Genomic DNA, 13,725 nt, shown 5'->3' on the forward strand with positions numbered 1-13,725 from the left:
AAAAGACGGGGAGGGTTAAAACGGGAAGGCGATCAGTTCAACACCTTCCGGCGTGACTTTGACCATCGATCCTTCGCTGTGCCAGGCTCCTAAAACCACGCGATGGGCGGGCTCGCCGTTGGCGATAAGGGAATGCACATCGGGACGATGGGTATGGCCATGGATCAGCCACTGAACGCGATGCTTCTCCATCACCTTCACCACCGCCTGCGGGTTGACGTCCATGATGGTCATCGATTTGCTGCTGTTGGCGGCCTTGCTGCCCGCGCGCATTCTGGCGGCGATACGGTTGCGAATAAACAGCGGCAGGGCGAGGAACACTTTTTGGATCCACGGGGTGTGAACTTTGGCGCGAAACGCCAGGTAGCCAGTATCGTCAGTGCAGAGCGTGTCGCCGTGCATGATCAGAATATTGCGGCCATAGAGGTTTAGCACCTGCTCTTCCGGCAGCAGCGTCATGCCGCTCTCGCGGGCGTAGCGCTGGCCGATCAGGAAATCACGGTTGCCGTGAATGAAATAGCAGGGGACGCCGGAATCCACCAGCGTTTTAATGGCCGCAGCCATCTCACGGTGCAGCGGGTTCGGATCGTCGTCGCCAATCCAGGCCTCAAACAGGTCGCCCAGAATGTACAGCGCGTCGGCGTTTTTCGCTTCACCGCGTAAAAAACGCAGAAAACCGGCGGTTATCGCCGGTTCTTCTGTTTGCAGATGTAGATCCGCAATAAAGAGTGTCGCCACGAATTACTCGCTGACGGTCACGCTTGTAATCACAACGTCTTCTTTAGGAACGTCCTGGTGCATACCGCTGCGGCCAGTAGAAACGGCTTTGATCTTGTCGACCACGTCCATCCCTTCAACCACTTCTGCGAATACGCAGTAGCCCCAGCCTTGCAGACTTTCGCCAGAGAAGTTCAGGAAGTCGTTGTCCGCTACGTTGATGAAGAACTGTGCGGTTGCAGAATGTGGCGCCTGAGTACGGGCCATTGCCAGCGTACCACGGGTGTTTTTCAGGCCGTTGTTCGCTTCGTTTTTGATCGCTTCTTTCGTCTCTTTCTGGCGCATGCCAGGCTCGAAACCGCCGCCCTGGATCATAAAGCCATTGATCACACGGTGGAAAATAGTGTTGTTGTAGAAACCTTCGCGGCAGTAGTCCAGGAAGTTTTTAACTGTTTCAGGCGCTTTGTCATCAAAGGTTTTGATTACGATATCGCCATGATTAGTGTGGAAAGTAACCATTTTTGCATCCTGTTCCGTTATTGTGGTGCGTCGACCCGTGCTCGGGTCACATATAGGGGCTTGTTATAGCATAACCACAGGACACGATCACCTTGCATTGTGTGCTGACCGTACTCCGAATTATGGGTATTATAAGGAACAAACAATCCACACACGTGTTTACATGGAATCTTCGATGTTAAAAATCTTTAATACAATGACGCGCCAAAAAGAGGAATTTAAACCTATCCATGCCGGGGAAGTCGGCATGTACGTGTGTGGTATTACGGTTTACGATCTCTGTCACATCGGCCATGGCCGTACCTTTGTCGCGTTCGACGTGGTGTCACGCTACCTGCGCTTCCTGGGCTACAACCTGAAGTATGTGCGCAATATCACCGACATCGACGACAAAATCATTAAACGTGCTAATGAAAATGGCGAAAGCTTTGTCGCGCTGGTGGATCGCATGATCGCCGAAATGCACAAGGATTTTGACGCCTTAAATATTCTGCGTCCGGACAGCGAGCCGCGTGCGACCCACCATATCCATGAAATCATTGATATCACCCAAAAGCTGATCGAGCGTGGTCACGCCTATGTGGCGGACAACGGCGACGTGATGTTCTCGGTGCCGACGGACCCAACCTACGGTGCGCTTTCCCGCCAGGATCTGGACCAGCTCCAGGCCGGTGCGCGCGTGGACGTGGTTGACGTGAAGCGTAATCCGATGGACTTCGTGCTGTGGAAGATGTCCAAAGCGGGCGAACCGAGCTGGCCATCCCCGTGGGGCGAAGGGCGTCCGGGCTGGCACATTGAATGTTCCGCGATGAACTGCAAGCAGCTGGGCAACCATTTCGACATCCACGGCGGCGGTTCGGATCTGATGTTCCCGCACCACGAAAACGAAATCGCGCAGTCCACCTGTGCTCACGGCGGCGAGTACGTGAACTACTGGATGCACTCCGGGATGGTGATGGTTGACCGCGAGAAGATGTCGAAATCGCTGGGTAACTTCTTCACCGTGCGCGACGTGCTGAAGTATTACGACGCGGAAACCGTGCGTTACTTCCTGATGTCTGGCCACTATCGCAGCCAGCTGAACTACAGCGAAGAGAACCTGAAGCAGGCGCGCGCTGCGCTGGAGCGTCTGTATACCGCACTGCGCGGCACCGACAAGTCTGTTCCAGCCGCAGGCGGCGAGGCGTTCGAAGCCCGCTTCGTTGAGGTCATGAACGACGACTTCAACACCCCTGAAGCCTATTCCGTGCTGTTCGACATGGCGCGTGAGGTGAATCGCCTGAAGTCAGAAGATATGGCGGCGGCCAATGCGCTGGCGTCTCATCTGCGTAAGCTCTCTTCCGTGCTCGGCCTGCTGGAGCAGGAGCCGGATGTGTTCCTGCAAAGCGGCGCGCAGGCGGACGACGGCGAAGTGGCGGAAATTGAAGCACTGATTAAAGCGCGTCTGGAAGCGCGTCAGGCGAAAGACTGGGCGGCGGCGGATGCGGCGCGTAACCGTCTGACCGAGATGGGCATTATTCTGGAAGATGGCCCGCAGGGAACCACCTGGCGTCGTAAGTAATTTTCTCCTCACTCTAACCCTCTCCCACAGGGAGAGGGAATTGTTAGGTTTTCTCCCTCTCTACATGGGAGAGGGCCGGGGTGAGGGCATCAGCGCGCACGTTTTCTCCACCATAACATCCCCATCAGCACCATCCCCGGCAGCCACACCCACAGCAGTTCTGAGATAATGACCTCATGCCCGTATGGCGTGGTATAGCGCGACAGCGCAAACGGCGCGACTTTGATCACCTGCCACGGCGCAAAGAAGCGCTCATCTGACCAGGGCCACAGCCAGCCGACGCCTTTCCCGCCGGTGGTGATCGAATCCAGCAGGCTGTGCGACAGCAGCGACACGGTTAAAAACAGCCAGCAGTGCGTCAGGCTGGCCCTGAACCATCGTCGGCCTGCCAGCACGCAGAGTATCGGCACCACCAGGGCAAACAGTAGCGAATGAGTGAAACCGCGATGGCCGAAAATATTCCCGTAGGCAACACCGAATTTAAACGCCAGTACATCGGCATCGGGCAGCATGGCGAGGACGATCCCGGCAAACAGCAGGCGGGGTGGGATGACGTTGGTTCCGAGCCCTAAGCCCAGACACAGAGGTACGGCAGCGTGGGTGATAACGGTAGGCATTGCATTTATCCATGGCAAATCATGGGAATATAGCAGCAGATCCGCCGCAGCAAACCTGTGCTAAATTCTGATTTTACGCCGATTCCCGCGCGATAAGCTGCCCGGAGAGGGTAATGCGCTGCGTTTGCAGATCCGGCTCTTTCAGCCTGCGGATCATCAGCCCTGCCGCCTGGCGGCCGGTCTCTTCGCTGGCAGACGAAACGTAAGTCAGTGACGGTGATGTAAGATTAACGTGGAGCATATCTTCAAAACCAATCAGCGCCACCTGCTGGGTTAAAAACACGTCTTTGCCCACCGTGCGCCCCACCTGGTGAATACCGGAGATCGAACCGATCATCGCGTCCGGTGAATGGCAGAGCAGGGCGGTAATCGTGTTGTTCTTCTCCAGCAGCTGACGAGTCGCCATGGCCGCCGCCTGCGTGTCATCGGTGCAGGCGGGAGAATATTCCTCACGCCAGACCAGGCCGTTCTGCGTCATCGCGCTGCGAAAACCGAGCAGGCGCTGCTCGCGGATACGGCACCCGTCGCGCCCGCCAATGTAGGCGATGTTGCGGTGCCCGCGCTCGATAAGATAACGCGCGGCCAGGTTCGCCGCCTGGCGGTTATCGCGCATCACCAGGTTGCATTTCTCTTCCAGCAATGACTGCGAAACCGCCACAAGCGGCAGCGGGCAGTGGCGAATGTGTTCCGGGAGAGAGGCGGCGCGGGTGTCCGACGCCAGGTAGATGACGCCCGCCACGCCCTGCTGCTTAAACGAGAGCAGGGTACGCTCAAGATGTTCGCCGTCATTCAGCGGCTGACCGAGAAAAACCATATAACCCTGCTTCTCCAGCTCCTGAACGATGCTCGCCATCACCTTGATGGAAAAGCTGTCGCTGAAGTCGCGCAGGATCAGTCCGATTAGGTTGGAGGTGTTGGCGCGAAGATTGGCAGCGGCGACGTTATGAACATAGCCCAGCGTTGTGATGGCGGCATTGACCTTCCCGATCGTCGCCTCTGAGATCTTCCCTTTCTGGCGCAGCACCAGCGAAACGGTAGAAACCGACACGCCCGCATGCTTTGCGACATCAATAATGCTGACTTTCTTCAAAACCGCTCCCTGAAATTTACCGATTATCAGCCAGATAAGAGGCGACCCCCAGCGTACAGGAGACGCCTCCTTCAGGCATCTTATTATTTGCCAATCATCGTGGACATCGTCTGGGCGATAAACTGTGCTCTGGCCCCGAAAATCACCTGTATCCCGTTATCGCCCACGAACACCACGCCGCGCGCGCCAAGCCCATTCAGCCCGTCCCGGTCCACCGCTTCGCTCTTCGCCACTTCCAGACGCAGACGCGTGATGCAGGAGCCGACGGAATCAATGTTCTGCGCACCGCCCAGCAGGCCGATGATTTCGGTGGCAAGTTCGGAATCGGACTTGTCATTCGCGCTGGCGGTCACTTCGGTGCGGCCCGGCGTTTTCACGTCGAAACGGCGGATCACGAAGCGGAAGGTGAAGTAGTAGATTAATGCCATCGGAATGCCGATGATAATGGCGCTCAGGAAGTTGGTCTGATAGCCGTTAAACGACGGCAGGATCCCGAACGACAGGTAGTCGATAAAGCCCGCCGAGAACGACTTGGCGATATGCGCATGCAGCAGGTACATGGTCATGTACGCCAGGCCTGCCATGATGGCGTTGAAGACGTAAAGGATCGGCGCCACGAAGATAAAGGTGAACTCTACCGGCTCGGTGATGCCCGTCAGGAAGCAGGTGAGGGCGGCGGAGAAGAGAATACCGGCCGCGATTTTCTTATTCTTCGTGTGCGCTTCGTGGTACATCGCCAGACACGCCGCGGGCAGTGCGAACAGCATCAGCGGGAACTCGCCCTGCATGAATTTCCCGGCGTTCTGGTAGGTGTCGCTGCTGAAGGATTTCACTCCCTCTTCCAGCATCTTGAACCAGATGGTCTGGTCGCCGTGGATCACCTGACCCGCCTGGGTAGTGTAATCCCCGAACGAATACCAGAAGGAGGGATACCAGATGTGGTGCAGGCCGAGCGGGATCAGCGCGCGCTCCACCAGCCCGAAGATAAAGGTCGAGGCCGCCTGGTTATCGCCGTTCACCACCACGGACAGGGCGTCGATGCCGGACTGAATATGCTGCCAGACGTACGGCAGCAGCAGGCCGAGCAGGAACGACAGAAACGCCGTCGCAATCGCCACAAAGCGCTTGCCGGAGAAGAAGCCGAGGGATTCCGGCAGCTGCATGGTGTGGAAGCGGTTGTAACACCAGGCCGCAAGAATACCGCAGATCAGGCCGCCAAAGACGCCCATCTGTAACGTCGGAATGCCGACGACCATGGCGTATTTCCCGCCCTGGGAGGCCATTTCCGGCGTAATGCTCAGCACGGTGCTGATGGTGATGTTAGTGACAAACACGGAGACCGCCGCAGAGAGAGCGGCAATGCCGGATTCCGAAGCCAGTCCGACGGCAGAGCCGATGGCGAAGAGCATTGGCAGGTTATCAAAGATAACCCCGCCTGCGTTCATCATCAGCGGCAAGTGGAACTTATCGCCGAAGGCCAGCAACAGGCCCGCAGCGGGAAGCAGTGAAATTGGCAGCATTAAGGCGCGACCAATCATCGATAACTTAGACAGCGATTTAACAAACCCTGATATCAGGCTCATGCTGATTTCCCCCGAGTAGCGCTTTTTTTGCGCTGTTATTGTAAGTAGAACGTTTTAGTAGAACGTTCTACTTATCGTGGGGAAAGTCTGAAAATCGCGCAACTTAAATTTCACATTTCGCCAGAGGGAATAGTGATTATTTGAAGTTGATCGATAATTAACCGTGATGGGTGTGAGGGGATGTTTATCCCCTCTCCCTGTGGGAGAGGGTTAGGGTGAGGGCATCAGACAGCTCAGGCCGTCACGGTCACGCTCTGACCTGCGAAGCTCACGGTCTGACCCGCGACAATTTTGCAGCGCTTGCGGGTTTCCACCGCGCCGTCTACTGTTACCTGCCCGTCGGCGATGACGATTTTCGCCTGCGCGCCGCTTTCGCTCCAGCCTTCCAGCTTCAGCAGATCGCACAGCTCAACGTGCGGGTGTTTACCTAAAGAAAAAGTTGCCATGATTACGCGTCCTCTACGTCGTGATACTCCTCGCACGCCTGCAAGGTATTCTGAATCAGTGTTGCTACCGTCATCGGGCCAACGCCGCCCGGGACCGGAGTAATATAGGATGCGCGCGCTGCGGCATCTTCATACACCACGTCGCCGACCACTTTGCCGTTTTCCAGACGATTAATACCCACGTCCACGACGATTGCGCCCTCTTTGATCCACTCGCCCGGAATAAAGCCCGGCTTGCCGACCGCAACGATCAGCAGATCGGCGTTTTCGACGTGGTGACGCAGGTTTTTAGTGAAGCGGTGGGTGACGGTGGTGGTGCAGCCCGCCAGCAGCAGCTCCATGCTCATCGGACGGCCCACGATGTTGGAGGCGCCAATCACCACGGCGTTCAGGCCATAGGTATCGATGTTATAACGCTCCAGCAGCGTCACGATGCCGCGCGGGGTGCATGGACGCAGGCGCGGCGCGCGCTGGCACAGGCGGCCTACGTTATACGGATGGAAACCGTCAACGTCTTTGTCCGGCGCGATACGCTCCAGCACCTTCACGTTGTCGATGCCCGCAGGCAGCGGCAGCTGAACCAGGATACCGTCGATCTCTTTATCGGCATTCAGGGTGTCGATCAATTCCAGCAGTTCCGCTTCGCTGGTGGTTTCCGGCAGATCGTAAGAGCGGGAGACGAACCCCACCTCTTCACACGCTTTGCGTTTGCTGCCGACATAAATTTGCGAAGCCGGGTTGCTGCCAACCAGCACAACGGCCAGCCCGGGGGCGCGAAATCCGGCGGCTTTACGCGCCTTCACTTTTTCCGCAACCTCAGAGCGCACCTGCTGCGCAATCGTTTTACCGTCAATAATCTTTGCTGCCATCAGAGAGAAGATTCCGTCTGTAACGTTAGAAAGGGGGGATTGCCTGTATTTTGTCAGAAGCGAGCGCCGCTGTCAGTCACCCTTTACGAGATTTCATCGATGTCCCGCAAAATCCCTTCTCAGGGCATGGTCAATTTCTTAGAGGTGATTAGGATGTGACCTGGCTAAATGGCAGCGTTTTGACATATTACAAAATAGATTCCTGAGCTACTTTGTCCTCTCCGAAATAAGCCTTCAATTTTTTAATTGAACGTATTTCTTATTCCCGAATATGCGCGGGAAGGGTTATTTACATTTTAAAGGAATAGACATGAAACTCAGCAACATTGCTTCTACTGTTATTGCAACTCTGGCCCTGGTCGCGGGTGCCGCTCACGCAGAAGATCCGGTAGCGCCTGTATCTGTAAACGGTGGTACGGTGCATTTTAAAGGTGAATTAGTGAATGCCGCGTGTTCAGTGAATACTGACTCTTCAGAGCAGACGGTTAATCTTGGCCAGTACCGTACCGCGAAATTCACTAAAGTGGGTGACACCACCTCCAATATTCCGTTCACCATCGAACTGAACGACTGCGATCCTGCGGTAGCGAAAACCGCTGCTGTCGCGTTTACCGGCCAGATCGACGCCACCGACAAAACGCTGCTGGCGGTAAGCTCCGGTAACAACGACAACTCCGCGAAGGGCGTAGGTATTGAGATCCTCGACAGCAAATCCTCCACGCTGACCCCGGACGGTGCAACCTTCTCTGCGGCGCAGAACCTGATTGAAGGGACTAACACCCTGAACTTCACCGCACGCTATAAAGCCACGGCGGCGACCACCGAGCCAGGCCAGGCAAACGCGGACGCAACATTCGTAATGAAATACGAGTAATGCCTGAGTACAGGGATGTGGCTGGCCTCAGGGAAGAGGTCTTTTGATCGCCTATACCGGGAGCGAAGGATGACAAGGACTGGGATACTGCTGTGCGCCCTTGCGATTGCCCCAGCGGTAAACGCACATACCGTGGTTATTGACGGCGGCAAAGTACACCTCAGGGGAGAGCTGGTTAACGGCGGCTGCGCCGTGGCTCCGGACAGCCAGAATATGCGCGTGGATATGGGGCAATACCGCACAAACGCCTTTTCCGGCGTCGGCAGCTTTTCCACGGTTAATGTGCCTTTCACCGTACGTCTGCTGGATTGCAGCGTGGACGTCTCCCGCACCGTGGGGATCCAGTTCCAGGGAGTGACACCGGCAGAAGACCCGCAGGTTTTCCTGGCGACATCGCGGCCGGGGGAAAATGCGGTCAGCAGTGGTGTCGGGCTGGCGCTTTTTGACGAACAGCAACGTCAGATCATCCCGAACGCGACGGCGGTGAGCTGGTTACCCATTAACACCCGCGAGCTGGTATTTCATTTCAGCGCCCGCTACCGGGCAATTTCCGAACACCTTGTACCAGGCACTATTCAGTCGAATGTCTGGTTTACGTTGATTTATCCCTGACGCCTGCGAACTAATTATTAAAGGTACGGTTGTGATGAACACCCTGATTAAACCTGGACTGTTTTTATCTTTTATTTTGATGATGGTTTCTGCCAGCGCGAATGCGTCCGGCGGAATTGCGCTGGGCGCGACGCGCGTTATTTATCCGGCCGATGCCAAACAAACGTCGCTGGCGATCACCAACAGCAATAAGCAAGAGCGCTATTTAATTAACGCGTGGATAGAAAATGCCAACGGGCAAAAGGAAAAAACCTTTGCCGTCACGCCGCCGCTGTTTGTCAGCGAGCCGGCCAGCGAAAACACCCTGCGCATTATCTACGCAGGCCCGGCGCTGCCTGCCGATCGCGAATCGCTCTTTTACATGAACGTCAAAGCGATTCCCTCCGTCAGCAAAAAACATCAGGACGGCAACAACGTCCTGCAACTGGCTATTCTGTCACGTATCAAGCTGTTTGTTCGCCCGGCTAACCTGGCGATGCCGCCGGAAGAGGCGCTCTCACAGCTGCGCTTTGAGCGCGTCGGCAACCATCTTAAGGTGAGCAATGCCTCACCGTATTACGTCACGCTGGTCAATCTGAAGCTCGGCGGACAGACGCTGGATAACCTGATGGTTGCTCCTAAAAGCTCGGCGCAGCAGGTGCTGCCTGCCGCTACGAGCGGCACGCTCTCCTGGCAGAGTGTGAATGACTATGGCGCCATTACGCCGGCGCGTAGCGTCAGCCTGTGAGCAGAGACAGGGCGATGAACACTCAATGGCGTTACTGCCCGGTTGCGCTGGCACTGATGGCAACGCTCTGGCCACTCGCTGGCTGGGGCGAAAGCTACTTTAACCCGGCGTTTCTCTCCGATGACACGGCGAACGTCGCGGATTTGTCGCGTTTTGAAAAAGGCCACCAGCAGGCACCGGGCGTCTATCGCGTCGATATCTGGCGTAACGATGAGTTTATCGGCACGCAGGACGTGCGGTTTGAGCAAGCTGACAACACGCCGCCGGTCGCAGGCGGTTTGTCGCCGTGCATTACGCGCGCGATGCTCGATCGCTTTGGCGTCAATATCGCCGCCTTCCCGGAACTGAGCAACGTGCAGGGCGATACCTGCGTTCCGCTCACCACGGCTATTCCGGGCAGCGAAGCGGCGTTCAACTTCGCCTCGTTGCGCCTGAACGTCAGCCTGCCTCAGGTGGCGATGCAAAACAGCGCCCGCGGATATATTCCGCCTGAACAGTGGGATGAAGGCATCCCTGCCGCGCTGCTGAACTACAGCTTTACCGGCAACCGGGGCAGCGACGACGACAGCTACTATCTGAACCTACAAAGCGGGTTGAACTATGGCGCCTGGCGATTACGCAATAACGGCGCGTGGCGTTATACCGAAAGCAACGGCCAGCGGCACAGCAGCTGGCAAAATATTGGTACCTGGGCGCAGCGTACGATCATCCCGCTGAAAAGCGAGCTGGTGCTTGGCGACAGCAACACCGGAAACGATGTCTTCGACAGCGTCGGTTTTCGCGGTGGTCGCCTCTATTCGTCCGACAGTATGTACCCGGACAGTCTGCAAGGTTACGCGCCTACCGTGCGCGGAATCGCCCGCACCCCTGCCAAAGTGGTGATCCGCCAGAACGGATACGTGATTTACCAGAGCTATGTGCAGCCGGGGGCTTTTGCGATAACTGATCTTAACCCGACCTCCTCAAGCGGTGACCTGGAGGTGACGGTGGAAGAGAAGGACGGCAGCCAGCAGCGCTACACCGTCCCGTATTCCACCGTTCCGCTGCTCCAGCGTGAAGGACGCTGGAAATACGATCTGGTGGCAGGGGACTATCGCAGCGGCAACAGCGAGCAGGACACGCCGTTCTTTACTCAGGGTACGATGATTGCGGGTCTTGCCGACGGCTACACGCTGTACGGCGGAACGCAGCTGGCCTCGCGCTATACCGCCATCGCCATTGGCGCGGGTAAAAACCTCGGTGACTGGGGGGCGGTTTCACTTGATCTCACCCATGCCCGCAGCCAGCTTGCCGATGACAGCCGCCATGAAGGGCAGTCCCTGCGGTTCCTGTACGCAAAATCCCTTAACGGATTCGGCACCAACTTCCAGCTGCTGGGCTATCGCTACTCGACCAAAGGCTTCTACACCCTCGACGATGTGGCCTGGCGCACAATGGAAGGCTACCAGTATGGCGACGATCAGGACGATGACGGCGTGCCGGACGTGCAGAGCTATCACAACCTGACGCTGAATAAAAAAGGGCGTTTCCAGCTCAATATCTCCCAGTCTCTTGGCGATTACGGCTCGGTGTACGTGTCGGGCAGCCAGCAAAGTTACTGGGGCACCAGCGAATCCAACGTCTGGTATCAGCTTGGCTACGCGGGCGGGGTGAAAGGGGTCAGCTACGCCTTATCCTGGTCGTGGAACAAGGCCGTCGGCATTGATGGAACCGACCGGATCGCCTCGTTCAACGTCTCCGTCCCGTTCAGCCTGTTCACCCGTCACGGCTACCGTCGCGATAACGCGATCGATCGGGCCTATGCCACGGCCTCTGCCAGCCGTAACAGCGACGGTGATACCAGTTGGCAGACCGGGATCAGCGGAACGCTGCTCCAGGATCGTAACCTGAACTACAGCGTCACGCAGGGTCACACCAGCAATAACGGTGCCAGCGGCAGCGCCAGCGCTAACTGGCAGGCGACGTACGGCACGCTGGGCGTGGGCTACAACTACGCCCGGGATCAGCACGACCTCAACTGGCAGCTCTCCGGCGGCGTGGTAGGGCATTCAGACGGCATCACATTCAGTCAGCCGCTGGGCGATACCAACGTCTTGATCAAAGCGCCGGGCGCGTCAGGCGTGAGCGTCGAAAACCAGACCGGTGTCAAAACCGACTGGCGTGGCTATGCGGTGATGCCGTACGCCACGGTGTACCGTTACAACCGCGTGGCGCTCGACACTAACACCATGAGCAACAACACCGACATTGAAAATAACGTTTCCAGCGTCGTGCCGACGAACGGTGCGCTGGTGCGCGCCAGTTTTGACACCCGCATCGGCGTGCGCGCGTTGCTCACCGTTAAGCGTGATAACCAGCCTGTGCCGTTTGGGGCGGTGGTGCGTGAGACGCAGAGCGGCGTAACCAGCATGGTGGGAGATGACGGTCAGATTTACCTGAGCGGGCTGCCACTGAGCGGGGAGCTGCTGATTCAGTGGGGAGACGGGAAGCAGTCCCAGTGTCGTGCGCCCTACAGCCTGCCAGAACAGAGCCTGCAACAGGCGATCACACTTAAGGGGATCCGCTGTGAATAAAATCCATTATCTGGGGCTATCCCTGCTGGCATTTTTGCCGCTATCTCAGGCGTTCGCCACCGTCTGCGTCAATGAAAATGGCGTGCCGACGGAGGTGTATTACGACCTGACGGATAAATTCAACAGCTCCAATAACCAGGTGGGGCAGATTGTCACACTCAGCGAGAAGTCTCAGTGGGTGGGTGTTAACGCCGTCTGTCCTAAGGGAACGTCCGGGAACACCACCAAGCGCAGCTATGTTACCGATTTCCCGGTCACGGGCACCAGCGATGGCTACCAGTATCTGAAGCTTAACGACTATCTGGACGGAGCGATGAAAATCACCGACAGCTACGCTGGCACCTTCTATCCACCCAGAAAGTACATTCAGATGGGGAGCCATCCGAACGTGTCTAAAAACAAACCGTTTGGTGTACAGGATTCCAGCCTCGTCTTCCGGCTTAAGGTGACCCGACGCTTTATTAATATGGTGGTGATCCCCCGGGCGACCATGTTCCGGGTTTACGTCACCACGACCTCCTCGGATCCGCTCACCACGCCGGTTTATACCATCAGCTACAGCGGGACCATTCAGGTGCCTCAGAGCTGTGAAATTAATGCCGGGAATGTGGTGGAGTTCGATTTCGGAGACATCGGCGCCTCCCTGTTCAGTAAAGCGGGCATCGGGAATAAGCCGGAGGGGATCTCAGCGCAAAGCAAAACCATCGGCATAAAATGCACCAACGTCGAGGCGAACGCCATGCTCACGATGCGTGTTGAAGCGGAGAAGGTTTCAGGCAGTACGCTGGTTTCCGATAACGCGGATGTGGGTTTTGTGATTGCCAACAGTAATGGCGTGCCGCTGACGCCCAACAACCTGACCAGCAAAATCCCGTTCCGTCTGGACGACAGCGCTCAGGCACAGGTGGGGATCCGCGCGTGGCCCGTCAGCGTGACCGGTAAAAAACCTGCCGAGGGGCGTTTTACCTCTCGCGGCTATTTACGCGTCGACTACGACTAAGGAGCAGATATGCGAAACGGAATACGGTATTTAGCCGTCGCGCTCTTTGCGCTTTGCTCCCCTGCACACGCAGAGACGGCGCTTGGGGAAATTAACATTCAGCTCTACGGCAATATCGTGGATTTTACCTGCGTGGCGGAGGGGGACGACAGCAATAAAACCGTCACGCTCGGCACCTGGCCCACGAAACAGCTCCGCACAACGGGGAGCCGGACGCAGCCTGTGCCGTTCACCCTGAAGCTGACCGGATGCCCGCCGGGGGCAGCTTCGGTCACATTTACGGGGAAGATGGACGGGCATGATAACAGCCTGCTGGCGCTGAATGATGCCAGCGCGGCCAGCAACGTGGCCGTGGAGATCCTTGACCGGGATAAAACGCGCCTCGCGTTGCAGCAGGCCAGCCAGACGGTGGCGGTGGATGCGCAGGGAAATGCAGAACTGTCGTTTTATGCCAATTATATCGCCACGGCGGATAATCCGCAGCCGGGCCGGGCTGACGCCGATGCAACGTTCATGATCAATTATAATTAATCGTAT

The 13,725-nt window shown here is 56.9% G+C and carries 14 protein-coding genes; 7 read left to right on the forward strand and 7 right to left on the reverse strand.

The window, feature by feature from the left end:
• Nucleotides 1-15: 15 nt before the first annotated feature.
• Both lpxH and ppiB read right to left on the reverse strand, forming a co-directional pair.
• Nucleotides 16-738, reverse strand: coding sequence for a UDP-2,3-diacylglucosamine diphosphatase (lpxH, locus tag SK47_RS04860; protein WP_022650517.1), 723 nt, complete (start codon nt 736-738; stop codon nt 16-18).
• 3 nt (nt 739-741) lie between these two features.
• Nucleotides 742-1,236 (reverse strand): peptidylprolyl isomerase B, encoded by a 495-nt coding sequence (ppiB, locus tag SK47_RS04865; RefSeq protein WP_000256009.1) that lies wholly within the window; start codon nt 1,234-1,236, stop codon nt 742-744.
• Between the two features lie 175 nt (nt 1,237-1,411).
• On the opposite strand from ppiB, the gene cysS reads away from it, so the two are divergent.
• Nucleotides 1,412-2,797, forward strand: coding sequence for a cysteine--tRNA ligase (gene cysS / locus SK47_RS04870; protein ID WP_022650518.1), 1,386 nt, complete (start codon nt 1,412-1,414; stop codon nt 2,795-2,797).
• An 89-nt stretch (nt 2,798-2,886) separates the two neighbouring features.
• Here the strand turns inward: cysS and SK47_RS04875 are convergent, their stop codons facing one another.
• The 5 genes from SK47_RS04875 to folD all read right to left on the reverse strand — a co-directional run bounded on the left by SK47_RS04875 (nt 2,887) and on the right by folD (nt 7,402).
• On the reverse strand, nt 2,887-3,414 hold the full coding sequence (locus SK47_RS04875) for a metal-dependent hydrolase (protein WP_048243560.1): 528 nt from the start codon (nt 3,412-3,414) through the stop codon (nt 2,887-2,889).
• 73 nt (nt 3,415-3,487) lie between these two features.
• Nucleotides 3,488-4,504: a Mal regulon transcriptional regulator MalI gene (gene malI, locus SK47_RS04880; protein ID WP_023296051.1), complete on the reverse strand. Its 1,017-nt coding sequence runs from the start codon at nt 4,502-4,504 to the stop codon at nt 3,488-3,490.
• An 83-nt stretch (nt 4,505-4,587) separates the two neighbouring features.
• Nucleotides 4,588-6,087, reverse strand: coding sequence for a PTS transporter subunit EIIC (locus tag SK47_RS04885; protein ID WP_048243562.1), 1,500 nt, complete (start codon nt 6,085-6,087; stop codon nt 4,588-4,590).
• Between the two features lie 233 nt (nt 6,088-6,320).
• Entirely contained in the window at nt 6,321-6,533 is a 213-nt protein-coding gene (gene ybcJ, locus SK47_RS04890) for a ribosome-associated protein YbcJ (protein WP_022650521.1), read from the reverse strand.
• A 2-nt stretch (nt 6,534-6,535) separates the two neighbouring features.
• Complete coding sequence (folD, locus tag SK47_RS04895) at nt 6,536-7,402, reverse strand: bifunctional methylenetetrahydrofolate dehydrogenase/methenyltetrahydrofolate cyclohydrolase FolD (RefSeq protein WP_006809817.1); 867 nt, start codon at nt 7,400-7,402, stop codon at nt 6,536-6,538.
• A gap of 310 nt (nt 7,403-7,712) precedes the next feature.
• Here folD and fimA point away from each other — a divergent pair, with 310 nt between their 5' ends.
• From fimA to sfmF, 6 genes are all read left to right on the forward strand, one after another.
• Nucleotides 7,713-8,276: a type 1 fimbrial major subunit FimA gene (fimA, locus tag SK47_RS04900; RefSeq protein ID WP_003858911.1), complete on the forward strand. Its 564-nt coding sequence runs from the start codon at nt 7,713-7,715 to the stop codon at nt 8,274-8,276.
• 69 nt (nt 8,277-8,345) lie between these two features.
• The gene (fimI, locus tag SK47_RS04905) at nt 8,346-8,888 is read left to right on the forward strand and encodes a type 1 fimbrial protein subunit FimI (RefSeq protein ID WP_003858910.1); all 543 of its coding nucleotides are present in this window, start codon (nt 8,346-8,348) and stop codon (nt 8,886-8,888) included.
• A gap of 34 nt (nt 8,889-8,922) precedes the next feature.
• Nucleotides 8,923-9,615, forward strand: a complete 693-nt coding sequence (fimC, locus tag SK47_RS04910) for a type 1 fimbria chaperone FimC (protein ID WP_022650522.1) — start codon at nt 8,923-8,925, stop codon at nt 9,613-9,615.
• A 14-nt stretch (nt 9,616-9,629) separates the two neighbouring features.
• Nucleotides 9,630-12,188 (forward strand): fimbrial biogenesis usher protein, encoded by a 2,559-nt coding sequence (locus SK47_RS04915; RefSeq protein WP_045346986.1) that lies wholly within the window; start codon nt 9,630-9,632, stop codon nt 12,186-12,188.
• The gene (gene fimH, locus SK47_RS04920) at nt 12,181-13,188 is read left to right on the forward strand and encodes a type 1 fimbria D-mannose specific adhesin FimH (RefSeq protein ID WP_003858903.1); all 1,008 of its coding nucleotides are present in this window, start codon (nt 12,181-12,183) and stop codon (nt 13,186-13,188) included. The genes SK47_RS04915 and fimH overlap by 8 nt, the downstream gene beginning before the upstream one ends.
• A gap of 9 nt (nt 13,189-13,197) precedes the next feature.
• A complete protein-coding gene (sfmF, locus tag SK47_RS04925) occupies nt 13,198-13,719 on the forward strand; it encodes a fimbria assembly protein (protein ID WP_023315556.1) in 522 nt (173 codons plus the stop codon).
• Nucleotides 13,720-13,725: the final 6 nt, after the last annotated feature.

The organism is Enterobacter sp. BWH52 (assembly GCF_001037565.1).
In the GTDB taxonomy this organism is placed as follows: Bacteria; Pseudomonadota; Gammaproteobacteria; order Enterobacterales; family Enterobacteriaceae; genus Enterobacter; species Enterobacter hormaechei_C.